We start from the raw sequence: 19191 nt of genomic DNA on the forward strand, positions 1-19191 counted from the left end.
TCATTTCTCCTTCGTAGTCGGGATGAGATCGGGTAAGGGAACAGGATCCCAGAATCGTTTTATGGCGGCCTGGGCAAACAGCCAGCTACGCCGGAGCGGACGACGTGCCAGGTATCCGGCACCAGCCAAGATGATGAGTATTGAGATTGTCAGTGCATACCACCATGGGTGAGCCTGGGCCGAAGCACGCAACACAGCTTCCCGACCGGCGGCCCGGGGGGCCCCTATCTGGTAATCGGCTCCGGGAAGTTCGGCCAATTGCCACTCTTGCCGCTCGGTATCCCACCACCTCAAGGCGAGCGGTGGGAGAGTGATGGTGCCTTGTTGCACGGGCAGATAGCGCAGGCGCTCTTCGCGTTGGCCACCAAGGAAGTCGCCTCGCCCAGACTCCAGCAGCCCACTCACGGGGGTGAGTCGCTGGGTTTGCGTTCCTTGGATGGCGTAGAGCAGTTGCGGTATTTGTGCGGGCACGGCTCCTTCTGCCTTCACCGTCACCTGACGCTCGATAGCGTCGCCGGCATGCAGGCTATCGCCCTCTCCTGCGCGATAAAGTGCAATCTGCTGGGTCAGCGTCACCTTGCTGGCGGGCAAAAAACGATCCGGTTGCCGGACATCCGCAGGCCAGGCGATCGCTTGCTCTATGGCAGGCAGTTGAACCGTATGAGGCGCCTGCCCCGCCGAGGAGAGGGTCACCTCCATCGGTGCAAACCTGAGGCTACCCTGATCCCAGGCAGCCACCAGTTTCTCCAGCCGAATACCACTCCAGCTCTTTCCCCCCTCCTGACGCGTCAACAGCTGATTGGGCAGCGGGGTGGTCAGCAGGGCACCATTCTCGACGACCATATCGGGCCAGCTTGGCGGCGGGTTGAACCAGGAATCTGTCCAGTAAGTCACGGCAATGCGCAACGGTTGGCCCGGCACGACCTTGGCAGGTGCCACCAGCTCACGGCTGATATTCATCTCGCTGTGCCCTGGAAAACTGATGATCAGCAGTAGCAATAGCCAGTGTCTCATTGGCCCTCCGGCGGGTCGGCCTGATAAAGATTGCGCAGCAAGCCCGCAGGAGAAAGTTGCACATTGTCATACCACTGCTCCAACTGGGGATTGGCAGTGTCCCCTGGTTGGATATCCTGCTGATTGACCCCCTCCCCTTTTTTCAGATCATCTTTGATCTCATCGGGATCAATCCCCTCTTGCTCCTCTTGTGAGGCCTCTTTGTCCCGCTCTTTTTTACGCAGTTGCATGATGATCTCGGCTATCTTGGCACGGTTGGCCTGTGCCATCTCCCAGTCGGGGCGCAGACTGAGGGCCTGATCATAACTGTCTATCGCCTGTTGCCAGGATTTCTGCTGGGCATAGCTGTTACCAAGCCAGAGCAGAGACTCCGGCGTCGCTGGCGCCTGGCGCAAGGCGGTCGAAGCCGCCACATAATCCCCGGCGTAATAGCTGGCTAGCCCCCGGCGCAAGGGCTCCTCAAACTGTTGCGCCGCCTGGGCATAATCCTGGCGATCAAACGCAAGCTGACCTTGCTGATCCCCTGTCAACCACCAGTTGATCCAAGCGGCCTCGCTGTGGCCGGAGTAGAGGCCGAGCGGCAAGGCCACCAATGCCACACACAGCAGTTGCCTGCGCCAAAAGAGCAGCAGCACCAAGATGGGAATCACCAACCAGTAGCCACTGTCTTTCCACTTCAGATCCTGGCGTGCATTGTTCTGCGCCTGCACCGCATGGGCGATGTTGCCCGAGATGGCGGCGATATCCCCATCATCAGCACTGGCCAGGGTGACCGGGATGCCGGCATCTTGCAGGGACTGAAACTGGTCGACATTGAGCCGGGTATCGATACCGCGATCGGCATAAGCCGCCGGCATGGTGCCCCCTCGCTCTGTGCCCACGACCCAGACCTGCACGGGGAGTCTGGACCCGGTCAAGAAGGTCGCCTCCTCGGCCGTGATGGCATCCGCGACGATCAGCAAGCTGTTTGCCCCATCCGGGGTGTCAGGTAAGTTTTTCTGCGCCAGATCAATGGCTTGACCCAGAGCCGAACCGTCCCCCTTGGGCATCAATCCCGGATCTTGCGCGTCGAGAAAGAGGGAGAAGAAGTCCGGATCCTGGGTCAAGGGCGTGGTCAGGTGCGCAGAACTGTCATAGGCGATGAGCCCAAATCCAGTGCCGGGGGAGCGCGACACCAGTGACATTATCTTGTGCTGCATGCGTTGGTGGCGACTGGGGGTCAGATCTTGCGCATACATCGCCAGATCCTGTTGAAACAACACCATGACGCTGCTCTGTGGCGACAAGGCTGCGGGCAGCTGCTTCTGCCAACTCGGTCCCGCCAACCCAATCACCCCCAACACACACAATAGGGGTAACAGCTGCAGCAAGGGCCTTGTTTGCCCGATGATCAGTGCCTTGGCCACCGGCTTGTCCATGACCTGATACCAGGCACTTCGCGAATGGCGGACCACAAACCACAGGCCCACGCAGAGCAGCAAGCCCAGCAGACGCCAGGGGTAGAGGAAATGAAAATCGCTCATGTCAGGCTCTCCTTGCGATGAGCCACCAGGGTCGAGAGCAACAAGAGCAGCAGGGCCAGCAACAAGGGCCATTGGTATAAGGGCTGCTGCCAGGACCAGCCCAGGGTTTTCACCTGTACCGGCGTCAGCTCATCAATGGCTTGCCAAGCGCTATCGAGGGCCGCGCCCGTGCGCGCCGCTTGCCAGCTACGCCCCCCGGTGATGTCGGCTATCTGCTTTAACAGGGCAAGATCGACCTTGTCATCGCCCTCACTCTGTTCATCCCCAAAGGCGATGGTGTGGATCTGCACCTGATGCTTGGCGGCCAACTGGGCGGCCAGGGTCGGCGCCAGCTGCGAGGCAGTATCATTGCCATCCGTCAACAAGATGGCTAACTTGCTGGTGTCCTCATCTTGTCCCTTGTCTAGCATCTTGACCGCAACCCCGATGGCATCCCCAATGGCAGTCTGCTCCCCTATCATGGCGGGAGCGAGCTGGGTGATGCGAGCCTGTAGCGCATGCTTATCCGCGCTGATCGGCGCAAACGGGTAAGCGTTGCTGGCAAAAATAACCAGACCCATTCTGTCTTGTTTTCGTGCCGAGACAAACTTGGCGACAGAATCCTGCATGGCTTTCAAGCGGGTATCCCCCCCTGGCAGATCATTTTTCCCCATGGACCCAGAAACATCGAGGATCAGCACCATGTCTCGCATCGGTTTGGTGATGTGCTGAGGCGGGGTCAGCAACTCGGGGCGAGCCAGTGCACAGACCAACAACCCCCAGATGAGCCAAAACAACAGGCGCTGCCACACACTGGATTGTGGCGGCGCCGCCTTGAGGTTCAGCTCTTCGATCAGATGAGGGAGAAAAGGGACCCGTACATACTCTGCAAGTGGCCGCTCTTGGGGTAGCAAGAAACGACTGATGAGGGGCAGCATTATCAGCAACCAGGCCCAGGGCCAGGCAAAGTCAAACCGGGATAGCCAATCAGACATGAGGCAGGCTCCCTATCCAGGTTGCGACCTGCTGAACCAATCGGGCATTTTGTTCATCAGACAACTGATTATCCTGTTGGCAGTAACGCTCGCACAACAGGGATCGCAGTGCCTCGTCGATGGGAACGCCATCCAATAATTGCACCGGCGAGAGGGCTTTCGCTATGTCGGCGCGGGGTCGATGCATGAGTAAAATACGTTTGATCATGGTGATCCAACCATCGGCATCTTCCAGCGTGGTAAGCAGCTGGCTTGCCTCACGCCGCCACAGGTTTCGCCGCCAACGGGCGAGACGGCTTATCAGCATAACAAGCGCCCCCAGCAGCAGCAGGGTAGCCAGCAGATACCAACCTGGGGCCTGTGGCAACCAAGAGACACTGGCTGGCAAGGGGGGGTGCAGCAACTCGGGTACGGTAAAGCCTTTTTCAAGCATTCATGCCCCTTTCTGGAGTTGCCGAACCAGATCCTGGCTGGTCACAATATGATGAACCCTGGCACCTAACCTGCTCAGACGCTGCTCCTGATCTGCCAGCCGCTGGGTGATAGCCCGTTGAATGTCCTGGGTCATGGAGGTCGAGAGCGACACTGTGGCATCGAGTCCCTGATAACGGGCTCCCACAGTCCCCTGAGTGGGGAGCCGCAGATGGAGATCGTCATAGACGACGAAGGCATTCACCTCACAGCGGCGCCTTAACCCCGCAAGGATGGCTTCACAGCGCGTATCCAGATCGTGAAAATCACTGATCATTGCCAGCCAGGCTCCCGGCGGGATCAAGCGATGCACCTGCTGCAATACCTCGGCCAATCCCAACTCTTTCTGGGGCTCGGCAGGGTAGCGCTGTACCAAGGCTTGATTGAAGCGGCTGATGTCCTCAAGCACCGGTCCCAGATTCTGTTTCGGGGAGCGGCAAGGGTGGACAGCCAGATCCTCATCGCTAAATACCACGGCCCCCAAGCGGTCGCTGTCATGCCAGCTGCGCCAGGCAAACAGGCCAGCTATCATGGCGGCCGCCACCGACTTGGTTTTGCCTCGCGTGGTGAAATACATATCCAGGCGTTGGTCAATCAACAGGAAAACGGGCCTCTCCCGCTCCTCGTTATAGAGACGAATCCAGGGAGTACGCAGGCGTGCCGTGGCTTGCCAGTCAATAAGGCGCACGTCATCACCCTCCTGATAGCGGCGCAGCCCTTCAAAGTTCAAGCCCCGTCCCTGCTGACGGGAGACTCGCTCCCCGGCAAGGGCTCCTGGCGAAAGCCGCTCGGGGGCATTGTTGAGCAACTTGGCCTCCCCTGCCAGCGCCATCAATGCGGCGCGATCGATGCTGAATAATGGTTCCATCAGGCGACAACGGTCTCGAGCAGTGTCCGGATGGCATCATCTGCCGAGAAACCGTCCGCATTGGCCTGATAGCTCATCATCAGACGATGGCGCAACACGGCAGGGGCAATATCCTTGATGTCTTGTGGCAAGACGCTGTCACGTCCTGCCAACCAGGCGTTGGCTCGGGCGCAGCGCTCCAGTGCCAATGTTCCCCGTGGACTGACACCGAGGCTGATGTAGCTCGCCAGGACGTCACTCACCCCTTGCGGATGGCGGGTCATGGCCACCAGGTTGACGATATAGTGCTCCATGGCCGGGGCAACATGGACTCGGGATACCTCCTGCCAACAGGCCTGTAGATCCTGTTGCGCCACCAGTTTGTCTGGCATCACAGAGGGCGCACTGTCTGTGCCGGGGCTGATGCCCTCATACTTCTCCCGCTGTTCTGCCCTGACCAGTTGCATGACAAGCTGTTCGTTCTCTTTGGAGGGATACTCCACCAACACTTTCATCAAGAATCTGTCCAACTGGGCCTCTGGCAGTGGCCAGGTCCCCTCCTGGTCGACCGGGTTCTGAGTGGCCAACACCATGAAGAGCCCTGGCAATGGCCAGCTTTTCCCAGCCACGGTCACATGGCGCTCTTCCATCGCCTCGAGCAAGGCCGACTGCACCCGGGCGGAGGCGCGGTTGATCTCGTCGGCGAGAATGATATTGCCAAACACGGGGCCAGGTCTGAACCTGAACTGCTCTTCCTCCGTGGTCGCATGCTGCTGGTAGATTTCGCTGCCGGTAATATCCGATGGCAGCAGATCAGGCGTGAACTGAATCCGGCTATATTCCCCTTCTATCTGTCGGGCAAGCGCGCGCACCGCGCGGGTCTTGGCCAAGCCTGGCAAGCCCTCCAGCAGCACGTGCCCATCGCACAGCAACGCGATGATCAGCATCCTGACCAACCCCTCTTGCCCGATCACCTGTTCATTCATGCGCAGCTCAAGCTGGCGCAGCTTCTCCCTGTGACTCATGAACGAGCTCCCGATTGTTCGTTTTGCAAGATAGTGGCAATCCCCACCACCATGGGCTGGGCGAAGTCGAAGAAGGCCTTGATGCCCGGGCAGAGGTAGTTGAGGCCCAACTCGCCATCAGGGGTTCTCACTATGCGATTTTTAGGGCACTCCCCCCAGCACAGGCTGAGGTAAGGACAACGCTTGCAGTAGTCAGGCAGGGTATCTTTCTTGCCGAACCCAAAGGCTTTCTGACGCTCGGAAAAGGCCATGTGCGCCAGTGGGGTGGTCTCAATATTGCCCAACTGATATTCCGGATAGACGTAGTGATCGCAGGAATAGATATCGCCATTCTTCTCAACGGCCAACCCCTTGCCACAAAACTCCGAGGTGATGCAGATCTGGGCAGGCATCCCCATGGTCTGGGCAACCGCCGTCTCGAACAGATTGACCTGCACACGGCCCAGATCGTTGTTGACCCACTCCTCAAACACCGCGATCAGGAAGCGTCCCCAGTCATCGGGATCGACCGACCAATCCGTCACAATAGAATCCAGATCTCCCGGTTTGGCCCGTCGCGATCCCGTTACGGGAATGGTGTCGTCATGCCAAAACTGCGGCGCGGTTGACTTAAAATCGACAGGTTCAACACAAGGGTTGAACTGGATGTAGGTTGCCCCCAGCTCCTGAGTCAGAAAACGATACACCTCGAGGGGGAAGCGAGCATTGGTGCGGTTGATGGTGACGAGGGCATTGAAAGGAACCTGATGGCGCTTGAGCGCGGCAACCCCATCCATCACCTTATCGAAGGTGGGCTTGCCGCTGCGGGTCAGGCGATATCTGTCATGTAACTCACGGGGCCCGTCGATGGACAGACCCACTAAAAAATGGTGTTCCTTCAGGAACTCGGCCCATTGATCATTGATCAGGATGCCATTGGTTTGCAGGTCATTCTCGATGCGTTGACCCGGCTTTTTATATTGCTGTTGAAACTTGACGACCTTGTGGAAAAACCCCAGGCCCATCAGCGTTGGTTCACCGCCTTGCCATGAGAAGACAACTTGTTCTCCATCCTGGCTGGCAATGTATTGACGGACAAAATTTTCCAGCACCTCATCGCTCATACCAGTATGGCGATCCTGATGCAGCAACTCTTCTTTATGCAGGTAGAAGCAGTAGGTGCAATCTATGTTGCAGGTTGAGCCTGTCGGCTTGGCCATCACATGAAAACGCCGCACCCAAGCTGGTCCCTTGCCGATATATTTCTCTGCCGACGCCAAGGCTTTAACAGGCAATGTTGTGCTGTGCTTCATAATGCTCCCTAAAGAGGGGTGGGGAAAATCCCCACCCAAATACATCTATCAGTTGTTCTTGGAGCCATTCTCAATCAGCGCACTGACATCAGAGACGGTGAAACTGCCCGGCTTCTGCCGTGGCGGGAACGCCTCGAAGCTCTTGATCATGTCTGTTGCGTATTTCTGCGCACCGCCAAGCAGATAGAGGCGATCATAGAACCAGGCGTTGTAGCCCATACCATCAGTGCCCTTCTCTAACGGATCCACTTCCAGATCGAAGATAAGGGGCACACGCAGCTTGGTGAAGGGATACTTCCACACATCCATGCCTGCGTGTTCCTGGATCATGAAGTGGGCCTTCCAGCGACCGTAGCGCATGGCAAGCAGGTCGCCGTCATCACTCCAGTAGAAGAACTCTTTACGTTGGCTCGGCTCCTTCCCTTGCAGATAGCCAAGCTGGTTATAACCATCCAGATGAACCTTGTAGGTCATCTTGGCGGTCTTGTAACCCTTGAGCAGCTTGTCCTTGATGTCAGGCTCGCCCGCTGCGGCCACCAGGGTCGGGAACCAGTCATTACTGCCAAAGATATCGTTGATCATGGTGCCCGGTTTGATGTGCCCCGGCCATTTGGCCATGGCCGGCACCCGGAAGCCCCCTTCCCAACCGGTGTTCTTCTCGCCGCGGAACGGTGTAATGCCGGCGTCAGGCCAGGTTGCCGTCATGGGACCGTTATCCGTGGTGTAGACGACGATGGTGTTGTCTTCGATACCGAGGTCTTTGATCTTCTTCAGGACCTCGCCAACCATCTTGTCGTGCTCGACCATGCCATCTGCGTAATCACCCAAGCCAGTCTCACCCTTGCTGCCATCTTTCAGGTGAGTCTTGTTGTGCATGCGGGTGGTGTTGAACCAGGTGAAGAATGGCTTCTTGGCCTTGACCTGACGCTCCATAAAGTCGTTGTTGGCGGCCAGGGTCTCTTCATCGACAGTGCCCATGCGCTTGATGGTAAGCGGGCCGGTATCTTCAATATTGCCATCGGCACTGCTCTTGATGACGCCGCGCGGGCCAAACTGCTTGCGGAAGGCGGGGTCTTTCGGGTAATCCGAGTTCTCCGGCTCCTCTTCCGCATTCAGGTGATAGAGGTTGCCCATGAACTCGTCGAAACCATGGGCGGTCGGCAAGAATTCATCGCGATCCCCCAGGTGGTTCTTGCCAAATTGGCCGGTAGCATAGCCAAGATTTTTCAACATTTCGGCTATGGTGGGATCTTCTTTTTGCAGACCCTGAGGTGCCCCGGGCATCCCTACCTTGCTCATCCCGGTACGAAACGGCATCTGACCGGTAATGAAAGAGGAACGGCCTGCCGTCGAGCTCTGCTCCGCATAGTAGGAGGTGAACTTGGCCCCCTCTGCAGCAATGCTGTCGATATTGGGGGTCTGGTAACCCATCATGCCCTGGTTATAGGTACTCAGGTTCCAATAACCAATGTCATCACCGAAGATGACCACTATGTTGGGTTTTCCTTTGTCTTGCTCTGGGGCGGTTTTGGCCGCGTCGGCAGCATGTGCCGAAGAAGTAGCACCAAAGGCCAGCGTCAACATGCTGGCGATCAAGGTCCTTTTGGATGGTAGGCTGTTCAGCATTCTCATGACTCCATTTTTTAGAAGGTCGGACTCAGTGTATAGACAAAGCAACTTAGGATGGTTGCCTTTGTTTATAAAACACACCGTTTCAGCCACCCGACATACGAAAGTGCCACATTAAAATGAGCACTAACACAAAGGGTTAACTCCAGCAGACTCGATGCATCGCTGGATCCCGGCTCGGCGCTGGTACTCATTTTTATGCTTGCAGCGTATGACGACATTGTGATGGCAGCACTGTCATACTGTGTCACAAATGAGCCACCATCAACCATGATACGGCCTGAACCAGAGGTCACTTCTGAGGCCCCAGCTTTGTGATATGCCTCGCAAAAGCGTGAGGGAAGCGTCTGGAGGTTAGGGGGCGCCGGGCGGTTCAGACCGCCGCCAGGGGTAAACCTCGGGTCAATCCAGTTGGCAGGAGCAGGTTTATCGAGCAAGAGTCCGTTTAACGCGGCTTTAAGGATGTGATCGAGATTAACTAATACAAATAAAAACAATTATCATTTGTTGTCATGAAAAAAATCCTCGGATAGAATTCGGGCTCCTTTGCTCGAGAAGACTCTTGTGATCCCTAAGCTCCACAGTGCCTACCCCTCGTCGGTCATACATTTAGCACTATTAATCAATATGTTATCTATGGGTAGCATGATGATGGTGATGCCGCTTGGAGCGGATCTGGTGCTTTATCTGGGCATGGCACCCGAGCTGACCGGTTATTTCAGTGGTGGCGCGACCCTGGGGGCGGCCCTGGTGGGACTCCTCGCCGCCCCCTGGCTGGATCGCTTCAATCGACGCCCTGCTCTGCTGCTGCTGCTCACCCTGCGCTTCCTGCTGCTGATGGCCTGCTCTCTGGTACAAGAGAGCCAGCAACTGCTGATCCTCTTCATTCTCTCCGGCTGTGTCGCCGGCCCGCTCTCGGCCATCTTGATGGCGGCCGTGCTGGATCTGGTACCCCCGGCCGAACGGGGCCGCAAGCTGGCCTATGTCGGCATGGCTTTTTCCCTCGCCGCCATATTGATAGTGCCTCTCTCCCTGACGCTCTCTCAATGGTTCGGCTGGCAGAGTCCCTTCCTGTTGCTCGGCGGCGCCGGGCTGCTGCTGGTGTTGGCCGCCTATCTGCTGCTGCCCTCCCTGCCGGTCAAGCAGGAGCCGAGTCTGCTTGGCATCTGGCGTCTGGCAACATCCCCCCTCTGCCAGGGAGCCCTCACCGTGCTTGCCCTGCAGATGGCCGGCCACTTTCTGCTCATTCCGCACTTTGCCAACTACTTCCAGTTCAACCTGGCTTTCCCCCGGGAACAGATAGCCGCCCTCTACCTGTGCGGTGGCCTGGCCAGCATGGCAACCATGCGCCTGTGCGGTGTCTGGATTGATGGCGGCCGCGCTCAGGGTGCCATCCTGATCACCAGTCTGCTGCTCGCGCTGGTCACCTTCGTTGGCTTCGCCCAGCCCTTGGGGCTGCCCATCTATCTGTTATTCACCCTGTTTATGGCGCTGAGCTCGGCCCGCTCCAGCACCACCCTGGCCATCACGGCGGCCATCCCCGCCCCCCAGCAGCGCGCCGCCTTCATGTCATTCCAGGGGACGGTCACCAATATTGCCGCCGGGCTCGCCAGCCTGGGATCGGCCCGCTATCTGCAATCGGATGAACAGGCCCGTCTGCTGGGCTTCGACACCCTCGCCTGGCTCAATATCGCCTGCACCCTGCTGGCTTGCCTGGGTGTGGTATTGCTGCTCAGGGCACTGAAGAATTCACATAACAATAATAGGTCTGACAAGCAGGTCAGACAGGGAAGTTAGTGAGCCTAACAAGCTGTTTTTCCTCAACAATAAATACGTTTAAATGGAGTTTTGACATGCAGTTCACCCCCGGCTTTCCCTTGAACCCGTTGCAAACCAGCCTGATCTCCCTCGGCCTGCTGGCGATGCCAGCCCTGGCTCAGACTGAGCCAACCAAAGCCAACGAGACCATAGTCGTCACTGCGACCCAGACCAAGCACACCGAGTTCACCGCACCGGCCAGCGTGTCCGTGGTGAGCCGCGCCGATCTGGACAAGATGAACGTCAATAACATTGGCGATGCGCTCAAGCATGTGCCGGGTGTCAACATCATCGCCACCAACCCCACCGGCCGTAACGAGATCAAGATCCGTGGCATGGGCGGTGACTACACCCTGCTGCTGATCAACGGCAAGCGCGTCAATGCCCGCGAAACCCTGGGCAGCGCCTATGGCAACGACTTCGACCTGAGCTCCATCCCCATGGCGGCCATCGAGCGCATCGAGGTGATCCGTGGCCCCGTCTCCTCCCTGTACGGTGCCGATGCACTGGGCGGCGTGGTCAACGTGATCCTGCGCCAGGCCAAGGAAAAAACCGAGGCAGCCGTGGCCTACACCCACACCATGCCCACCAAGGGTGAGGGTGGCGATGCCAACCAGGGCAGCGCCTTTGTCTCTGGTGCCCTGATCGACAACAAACTGCTGGGCAGCGTGGTGGTCGAGGGGTATCAGCGTGACAACTGGAAGAGCGAGCAGAGCAACAACCCGGATGCCGATGCCCTGGAAAAGCGTGAAGTGGTCAACGTGCTCTCCAGCCTGAAGTGGCTGGTCAGCGACAACCAGGACATCGATTTCGATCTGGGCTACAACCAGAACGACATGGACAGCTACTTCAACAACGTGCCGCGCGCCCCGACGGCGCCGGCCACCCCGCACAACGTGCAGGAGCTCGATCGCCTGAGCCTGGGGCTGACCCACAATGGCCGTTGGCAACATTTCGACAGCCGGGTCCGCTACTACTTCGAGCAGACCGATCTGATGGATGACTCCCAGCTCAATGGCGGCGCCGCCGATGTCACCCAGACCAACAACACCGTCGACGGTCAGGTCAGTGGCTACCTTGGGGATCACCTGCTCACCTCGGGCGCCGAATTCCGCGATACCGAGCTCGAGCACAGCCGCAACATCACCACTGGCAGCGTCAGCGCCAGCCAGAGCGCCGTCTATCTGCAAGACGAGTTCAGCTTCGGCGATCTGGCCCTGACCCTCTCCGGTCGCCTCGATCACCACGAGACCTATGGCAATGAGTTCAGCCCCCGTGCCTATGCCCTCTACACCCTGACCGACGAGTGGGTGCTCAAGGGCGGTATCGGCAAGGCGTTCAAAGCCCCGACCCTGGCCCAGTCCAGCGAAGGCTTCTCCACCACCGCCTGCCGTGGCGCCTGCCAGGTGATCGGCAACCCGGATCTGAAGCCGGAAACCGCGGTCAGCTATGAGTTCGGTACCGCCTACGAGGCCGATCGTTTCGGCGCCGGTGTGACCGGTTTCCACAACGAAATCGAAGACTTGATCCAGAGCGATCAGTGGGGCCCTGGCTACCGTCCGACCGTGATGACCTACCTCAACGTCAAGAAGGCCCGCATCAAGGGTCTGGAACTGACCGGTTGGGTCGATGTGCTGGACAATGTGCAGCTGGGTGCGAACTGGACCCTGCTTGACTCCGTCGATCGCAGCACCGGCGACGATCTGGCCAAGACCCCGGATCACACCGGCAACCTCAGCCTGGATTGGCAAGCGTCCGACGTCGTCAGCGCCAACCTGGCCTGGCAATATGTGGGCAGCCAGATCATCAAGGTGCCGGCGCGCAACGCCCAGGCGTTCAAGTCCGAGAGCTACCAGACCCTGGACGTCAACACCAACTGGACAGTGACCCAGGCCCTGGACTTCAAGCTCGGCATCACCAATCTCACCAACACCCAGCGAGACGAAGTCGCCACCGACGCAGACTTCATCCTGGAAGGTCGCTCCGTCTACGCCGGCGTAGAGTACAAGCTGTAATAACCCCTGTATGCGGGAGCCCAAGCGGGCTCCCTTTTTGCGTTTCTATCGTCTCGATTTAAAGGAGTCTTTGAGTGCTCAGGTACCAAGCGAAGCTGTTCTGGCTCGGAGTGCTGCTCCTCTTCCTGCTGATTTCTCTGTCACTGGCCACGGGCGCCGGTGTCTATGGTGGCCGCGAGGTCGCCGGTTTCCTGTTGGGCGATCCTCTCCTCGTCGCCGATGAAAAACTCGCCATGATAGTCAATACCCTGCGCCTGCCCCGCACCCTGGCGGCCCTGGTGGTGGGTGTCTGTCTCGCGCTGGCCGCCTCCATGCTGCAAAGTGCCACCCGCAATCCCCTGGCCGAACCCGGCCTGCTCGGCGTCAACGCCGGCGCCGTGTTCGCCCTGGTCATCGGCCTCACCTACTTCGGGGTCGAATCCGCCTACGGTTATCTGCTCTGGTCCGGCATGGGCGCCCTGCTCGGTAATGTCATCGTACTGGGCCTCGGCCTGATGGTGGGTAAATCCAACCCGCTCAAACTCATCCTGGTGGGGGTCGCCCTCTCCGCCACCTTCGGCGGCCTCTCCAACTTCCTGCTGCTCTCCAACAAGGTGGTGCTTGAGCAGTTCCGTTTCTGGAACTTAGGATCCCTGGCCGCCTCCAGTCAGGATGCGGTACTGACCGTGCTGCCCTTCGCCCTGGCTGGCCTGCTGCTGACCCTGGCCCTGTGCCGCCAGCTCACCCTGATGCAGATGGGGGACAACCAGGCCCAGGCGCTCGGCATCCGGCCGACCCGGGTGCGCATCGGCGTGCTCTTGGCCGCCACCCTGTTCACCGCCTGCGCCATCGCCATCGCCGGTCCCATCGGTTTCGTCGGCTTCCTCGCCGCCTATTGCGCCCGTCTGGTGGAGCCGGTACGCCTCGCCATCCAGGTGCGCTTCTCCGCCCTGTTTGGGGTGCTGTTCCTGCTCGGTGCCGACATACTGGCGCGCTGGCTGCTGCAGCCGTTCGAGCTGCCGAACGGGGTGATCCTGGCGCTGATCGGCGCCCCCGTGCTCATCCTGGTGGTGCGCAGCGGCGGTTTCCGCTCCCTGTTGGCCGTGAAATAGGGCATCTCATGACGCATACAATCAACAAGACTCCCTCGCCCGCCCTGCCAAGCGGCACCTTCTGCCTGCGAATGGGCAGCCGTACCCTGCTGCTTGAGCGCCGCGCCTGGTTCATCACCCTCGCCCTGGCGGTGGTGCTGGTGCTGCTCTCCCTGTTGGCGCTGACCCTGGGCTCGGGCAAGATCACCATGTTGGGGGTCATCCAGACCCTGCTGGGCGAGGGGAGCCGGCTCAGCGAGGTGACGGTGTTCAAGATCCGGTTGCCACGCATCGTCGCCGTGCTGGTGGCGGGCGCCGCCATGGGCCTCTCCGGCTGCCTGGTACAGACCCTCATTCGCAACCGCCTCGCCACCCCGGACATGATCGGGGTCAACGAGGGGGCCTCCCTGGCCATCATCATCTTCTCCCTCTACCTGACCCTGGGCAGCTGGCCCTGGTGGGCCGCGCCGCTCGGCGCCCTGTTCGCCGCGGCCGTGCTCTATGCCCTGTGCAACAAGCCGGGGGATCAGGGTTACCTGTTCGTGGTGATCGGCATCGGCGTCTCCGAGCTGATGAACGCCATCGGCCAGTTCGCCATGTCCACCCAATCCCTGGTGCACCTCACCAGCCTCTATCTGTGGAACATGGGCAACTTCGTCGGCCAGGGCTATGGCACTGTCGTACCGGTGGGAATACTGATCCTGCTGATCTGCCCCTGGATCATCTACCTCTCCCGCGCCCTCGGCGTGTTGCGCCTAGGATCCGTCACCGCCCAGACCCTCGGGGTGAATGTGAACCGGGTGCAGCTCGGGGTGCTGGCCCAGGCCATCATGGTGGCGGCGCTCGGCACCGCCATCGGCGGCCCGGTGGTGTTCATCGCCATGGCCGCCCCCATCCTCGCCTCCTGGCTCAGCCGGGATCGCACAGTGCCGCTCTGGATAGCAGCGCTGTCCGGCGCCCTGCTGCTGCTGGCGAGCGATACCCTGGTGCGGGTGCTGGCCAGCCCCCATGAGGTCGCCACCGGCATCATGACCCGTATTCTTGGCGGCATGCTGCTGCTGTTCATTCTGATCAAAGACAGACAACGGGCGGACTGATCATGACACTCATCCATTTCCAAGACAGACCGAGGGCCGCCTGATGACGCTCACCACCCATAACCTGCATTTCGGCTATCAGCACAAGACGGTCTTCAACGACGTCTCCTTCACCATTCCCAGGGGCAAACTGGTGGGCATCGTCGGCCCCAACGGCGGTGGCAAGTCCACCCTGCTCAAGCTGCTGGCGGGCCAGGAGCAGCCCCAGAGCGGGGAGATCCTGCTCAAAGGCAAGCCCCTAGGGAGCTATGGCATGAAGGCCCTGGCCCGGGAGCTGGCCTACCTGCCCCAGCGGCCGCTGATGCCCGCCGGTATCCGGGTCGAGCAGCTGGTGCAATATGGTCGCCACCCCCATCAGGGCTGGTTCAATCAGTGGAGCGAGGAGGATGCGCGCATGGTGCGCTGGGCCCGGGAGCAGATGCAGCTCGATACCATCTGGCAGCAGAGTGCCAGTTCCCTCTCCGGCGGTCAGGCGCAGCGGGTCTGGCTCGCCATGGTGCTGGCCCAGGATGCGGACATCATCTTGCTGGACGAACCCACCAGCGCGCTGGATATCGGCCACCAGACCGAGGTGATGGAGGCCATCCACCAGATCACCGCCGAGGGCAAGACGGTGCTCATCGTCATTCACGATCTCGCCACCGCCGCCCGTTACTGCGACGAGCTGATCGCCCTGGGAGACGGCGGCGTTCAGGCCATGGGGCCGGCCCGGGAGGTGGTGACCAAGGCGCTCATCGACCGCCTCTACCAGACCGACGTCGATATCCTGCACGCCCCCGGCGACGGCGCCCCCGTCATAGTGCCCCGTCGGCGCACCGAGGCGGCTGCGCAAACGGATAACCCTGCGGCCAGACAGCAGGCCTGAATGAAAAAACCGCCCATCCGGCGGTTTTTTACTGTCTCATCCCTTATGTCTTGCTCTCATCATCCGTCAAAGTGCCAGCAGGGTAAGCAGACCCCCGGGCAGCCGCTGCCAATGCAGGGTGCAGTGCCAGCCCGCGGGCAAGTCCGGGGCAAGCGCCGTCTTCAGGTTCAAAGTCAGAGTTTGGGCCTCCATGGCCGACCAGCTGGCATCGAGAAAATCGAAATAGCGCCCCACCCTGGGATGGAGCGCCTTGAACAGGCTCTCCTTGGCGGAGAACACCAGGGTCAGCCCCTGGGCCACGCTCAGATCGGCAGCGGTGGCGCTCTCTGCCAGCCTCGCCCACTCCTCCTCATCGACGATGCCGGGCCAGAGCTGCTCCGCCTGCCCCGCCCCCAGCCAGGCCTCCAGATCCAGCCCGAGCCCGGCGTGGCCGGGGCGCACCGCACAGAGCGCCATCCCCTCCCCCAGCAGCTGGCTGTGGCTGATGCTGCCCTCCATGCCTGCTGGCCAGCGCGGCTCGCGGGCCGCGCCTATGGTCACCACCTGGTCCCCCAGGCCGTAGGGGCTCAGGGCATGGCGCGCCGCCAGCCGACCCGCCAGAAACTCTCCCTGACGCTTGCTCACCGCCCCCTGCAGGGTCGCGGGCAACAGGATGCCGTGCGCCGCGAAGCAGGCCGGGCTGAAGGCGGCGGCATCGAAACAGACCCGGTGGATCGGCAGCTCGTCCATCCCCGCCACTGTCAGCAGGTCGGTGTGGTGGATGAACTCCGTAGCGGGGGTAAGGGAAGGTAGCATCAGCACAATCTCGCAATGGGGAGCCCATGGTAGCAAAGCGCCGTCATGGCACAAATACAAATGACAACGCTTCTCAATTGACTTGTGGTAGCATAGTCCCGCCCATTTGGGGCCGATAGCAGACGGCTCATTCAGGCAACGCGTTCCGGTAATCAAATAGTGCCCGCAAACGGTGGCGCCGATTTCACCCATTAAGGATGTAACCATGACGATCCCCTCCCCCTTGGTAGCCGCGCTGGTACTGGCCAGTGTGATCGGCTGTCAGGCCCAGGCCCAGACTGACACCCGTCAAGTGACCGATGCCGATGGCAACACCCTGAGCGTGCCCGCTCACCCCAAGCGGGTGGTGGTGCTGAGTGAGCTCGATCTCGACACCGCCCTGACCCTGGGCGTGCAACCGGTCGGCACCGTCAACGGCCGCGGCCAGGCTACCCTGCCCCGCTACCTGCAAGGCAAGGCGGGCAAAGATATCGCCGTGGTCGGGGATCTGGACAATCCCAATCTGGAGCGCTTGATCGATCTGGAGCCGGATCTCATCCTGACCAATCAGACCAAGCCCGAGCTGCTGAGCCTGCTCAAGGAAATCGCCCCCACAGTGGTCACCGGCAACTGGGGTCAGCCCTGGAAAGAGGTGTTCAGCCGCAGCGCCCTGGTGCTCAATAAAGAAGCCGAAGGCAAAGCCTTCCTCGCCCAGTATGAGGCCCGTCTGCAACAGGCCCGCACCACGCTTGCCCAGCATCAGGGCGAGCGCCTCAGCATAGTGCGCTGGAATCCGAAGGGACCGAGCTACATGCACGGCGGCACCTTCGCCAGCAGCGTGGTGATGGAGATGGGTCTGGCCCGCCCGCCGCACCAGATAGGCGACAAGAGCCCCCACTCCCCGGCCCTGAGCCTGGAGTCCCTCAATCTGCTGGACGGTGACTGGCTGGTGATCGGCACCCTGAGTGCCAGCGGCGATGCGGTGGATGCCATGCAGCAGGCCGAGCAGACCCCGGCCTTCCAGCAGCTGGGTGCCATCAAGGCCAAGCGTTTCGGCGCCGTGGACGGGTCGCTCTGGACCTCCACCGGTGGTCCCCAGGCCGCCCTCAAGGTGATCGACGATGTCGAGCAGCTGATGAGCAAACCGGATGCGCTCCCCGTCACCCGCTGATCCTGCCCGTCCCCCCGTCAAAAAGAGAAGCCCGCATCGCTGCGGGCTTCTTGTTTATCGGCTTCTTGAGTCTTCCTCGTCGCCTCACTCCGGCAAGGGCAGCGCCTTTCTGTCGAGCTTGCCGCTACCGGTCTTGGGCAGGGCGTCGAGCAAAATAATACGCGCCGGCACCATATAGTGCGGCAGGCTGGCCTGTAGCCCCTTGCGCAGGGCCAGGCGATTGAGGGTCACCCCGGCTTTGGCCTCCACATAGCCCACCAGCATGGCCTCGTCCCCTTCGCCAAGCAGCCGCACCGCCGCCTCCTGCACCCCGGCTTGACGGCGCAGGCCCGCCTCAACCTCGCCGAGTTCGATGCGAAAACCGCGCAGTTTTATCTGATCGTCCCGCCGCCCCAGATAGCGGAAGCTATCCGCCCCCAGCCGCCGCACCCTATCCCCGGTGCGATAGAGGCGATGATTATCGAGCCGCAGGAAGGCCGCCGCGGTGAGGGCGGGTTTGCGCCAGTAACCCTCGCACAGGGCCGGACTCTCGATGCAGAGCTCGCCGCACTCCCCCTCTGCCACCGGCTGCCCCGTCTCGTCCAGCACCCAGTGGCGATAGCCGGGCAGGCTGTGACTGATGGTGATCTGCCCGTCGATCGGGGGCCAGCGCACCTCGCTCACCAGAGACCAGACGGTGGCCTCGGTCGGGCCATAACAGTTCCACAGCCGCTGGGTGCGGCTGCACAGCTGCTCGGCCAGCCCCGGATCCAGCGCCTCGCCGCCGCACAGGGCGATGAGGCTGTCACTCCCCTGCCAGCCCGCTTTGAGCAGCATGCGCCAGCAAGCCGGGGTGGCCTGCAGCCAGTTGATCGACCTGTCCGCCGCCAGCAACGCCATCATCCCCAGGGGATCCTTGTTGTGCCGGTTGCCCGCCACCGTCAGCCGACCCCCGCTCCAGAGCGGCCCCAGCATCTCCAGCAGGGAGATGTCGAAGGCCGGGGTGGTGATGAAGAGCCAGTGACAAGCCGGGGTCAACCCGAGCCGCTCGCGGATCCCGTCGAGGAAGCAGAGCAGCGCACGCCGACTGATCACCACCCCCTTGGGTTCACCGGTCGAACCCGAGGTGAACATCATGTAGGCCGCTTGACTGTCATCCACCCGAGGCCAGTACATGGCCGCGTTCTCGTCGCCGGGTGCCAGCCGCGACAGCGGGCGCTGCGGGCAACCAAAGTCGGGCACCCCTTCGCCATGGTTGCAGATCACCGCCGAGAGCCGGGCCTGCCGGGCGATGCCCTGCAACCGCTCCCCCGGGAAATCCGGCTCCAGGGGCACGAAGGTGAGGCCGAGCCGCAAACAGGCGAGCAGGCTGGCCACCAGATCCGGCGTGCGATCCAGATAGAGACCTACCCGCTCCCCCACCGCCAGCCCCTGCAGGCTGGCGGCAATCTGGTCGACCCGGCCACTCAGCGCCCCATAGTCTTGCCAGACTCCATCCATGGCGATGGCCGGAGCCAGTGGTGTGCCATTGAGCATGCTCGTCAAGCGGGCACTCAGCCCCTGCCCAACCACCTCGGCATGTGGCGGGGTTGTCCCCGCCTTGCTGGCTGCCAGCAATGCCTGCGCC

The 19191-nt window shown here is 60.8% G+C and carries 16 protein-coding genes; 6 read left to right on the plus strand and 10 right to left on the minus strand.

The window, feature by feature from the left end:
- The 8 genes from M2366_RS03660 to M2366_RS03695 form a co-directional block, all read right to left on the minus strand.
- Positions 1-1014 carry an oxygen tolerance domain protein gene (locus M2366_RS03660; RefSeq protein ID WP_259268981.1) on the minus strand — a complete coding sequence of 338 codons (1014 nt, stop codon included), beginning with the start codon at positions 1012-1014 and terminating at the stop codon, positions 1-3.
- Positions 1011-2537, minus strand: a complete 1527-nt coding sequence (locus M2366_RS03665) for a VWA domain-containing protein (RefSeq protein WP_259268982.1) — start codon at positions 2535-2537, stop codon at positions 1011-1013. The genes M2366_RS03660 and M2366_RS03665 overlap by 4 nt, the downstream gene beginning before the upstream one ends.
- Positions 2534-3511 carry a VWA domain-containing protein gene (locus tag M2366_RS03670; RefSeq protein WP_259268983.1) on the minus strand — a complete coding sequence of 326 codons (978 nt, stop codon included), beginning with the start codon at positions 3509-3511 and terminating at the stop codon, positions 2534-2536. Before M2366_RS03670 ends, M2366_RS03665 begins: the two co-directional genes overlap by 4 nt.
- The gene (locus M2366_RS03675) at positions 3504-3944 is read right to left on the minus strand and encodes a DUF4381 domain-containing protein (RefSeq protein WP_224432364.1); all 441 of its coding nucleotides are present in this window, start codon (positions 3942-3944) and stop codon (positions 3504-3506) included. Before M2366_RS03675 ends, M2366_RS03670 begins: the two co-directional genes overlap by 8 nt.
- On the minus strand, positions 3945-4850 hold the full coding sequence (locus M2366_RS03680) for a DUF58 domain-containing protein (RefSeq protein ID WP_259236475.1): 906 nt from the start codon (positions 4848-4850) through the stop codon (positions 3945-3947).
- Positions 4850-5854 (minus strand): MoxR family ATPase, encoded by a 1005-nt coding sequence (locus tag M2366_RS03685; protein ID WP_259268984.1) that lies wholly within the window; start codon positions 5852-5854, stop codon positions 4850-4852. Before M2366_RS03685 ends, M2366_RS03680 begins: the two co-directional genes overlap by 1 nt.
- Positions 5851-7071, minus strand: coding sequence for an anaerobic sulfatase maturase (locus tag M2366_RS03690; RefSeq protein ID WP_224432361.1), 1221 nt, complete (start codon positions 7069-7071; stop codon positions 5851-5853). The genes M2366_RS03685 and M2366_RS03690 overlap by 4 nt, the downstream gene beginning before the upstream one ends.
- 123 nt (positions 7072-7194) lie before the next feature.
- Complete coding sequence (locus tag M2366_RS03695; protein ID WP_259268985.1) at positions 7195-8730, minus strand: arylsulfatase; 1536 nt, start codon at positions 8728-8730, stop codon at positions 7195-7197.
- A gap of 672 nt (positions 8731-9402) precedes the next feature.
- Between M2366_RS03695 and M2366_RS03700 the strand changes: the two genes are divergently transcribed.
- From M2366_RS03700 to M2366_RS03720, 5 genes are all read left to right on the plus strand, one after another.
- Positions 9403-10572, plus strand: coding sequence for an MFS transporter (locus M2366_RS03700; RefSeq protein ID WP_259268986.1), 1170 nt, complete (start codon positions 9403-9405; stop codon positions 10570-10572).
- 56 nt (positions 10573-10628) lie between these two features.
- On the plus strand, positions 10629-12608 hold the full coding sequence (locus tag M2366_RS03705; RefSeq protein WP_259236480.1) for a siderophore amonabactin TonB-dependent receptor: 1980 nt from the start codon (positions 10629-10631) through the stop codon (positions 12606-12608).
- A 74-nt stretch (positions 12609-12682) separates the two neighbouring features.
- Entirely contained in the window at positions 12683-13699 is a 1017-nt protein-coding gene (locus tag M2366_RS03710; protein WP_259236481.1) for an amonabactin ABC transporter permease subunit 2, read from the plus strand.
- Between the two features lie 8 nt (positions 13700-13707).
- A complete protein-coding gene (locus M2366_RS03715; RefSeq protein WP_259268987.1) occupies positions 13708-14775 on the plus strand; it encodes an amonabactin ABC transporter permease subunit 1 in 1068 nt (355 codons plus the stop codon).
- A 43-nt stretch (positions 14776-14818) separates the two neighbouring features.
- On the plus strand, positions 14819-15640 hold the full coding sequence (locus M2366_RS03720) for an amonabactin ABC transporter ATP-binding protein (RefSeq protein WP_259268988.1): 822 nt from the start codon (positions 14819-14821) through the stop codon (positions 15638-15640).
- Between the two features lie 66 nt (positions 15641-15706).
- On the opposite strand, the gene M2366_RS03725 is transcribed toward M2366_RS03720, so the two are convergent.
- Positions 15707-16435 (minus strand): 4'-phosphopantetheinyl transferase, encoded by a 729-nt coding sequence (locus M2366_RS03725; RefSeq protein ID WP_404972778.1) that lies wholly within the window; start codon positions 16433-16435, stop codon positions 15707-15709.
- Positions 16436-16640: 205 nt separating this feature from the next.
- Here M2366_RS03725 and M2366_RS03730 point away from each other — a divergent pair, with 205 nt between their 5' ends.
- A complete protein-coding gene (locus M2366_RS03730) occupies positions 16641-17585 on the plus strand; it encodes an iron-siderophore ABC transporter substrate-binding protein (RefSeq protein ID WP_224432353.1) in 945 nt (314 codons plus the stop codon).
- Between the two features lie 84 nt (positions 17586-17669).
- Here M2366_RS03730 and M2366_RS03735 read toward each other — a convergent pair whose 3' ends face one another.
- Positions 17670-19181, minus strand: a complete 1512-nt coding sequence (locus M2366_RS03735; protein ID WP_404972781.1) for an amino acid adenylation domain-containing protein — start codon at positions 19179-19181, stop codon at positions 17670-17672.
- Positions 19182-19191: the final 10 nt, after the last annotated feature.

Source organism: Aeromonas sp. BIGb0405 (genome assembly GCF_024807335.1).
GTDB classification, from domain to species: domain Bacteria; phylum Pseudomonadota; class Gammaproteobacteria; order Enterobacterales; family Aeromonadaceae; genus Aeromonas; species Aeromonas rivuli.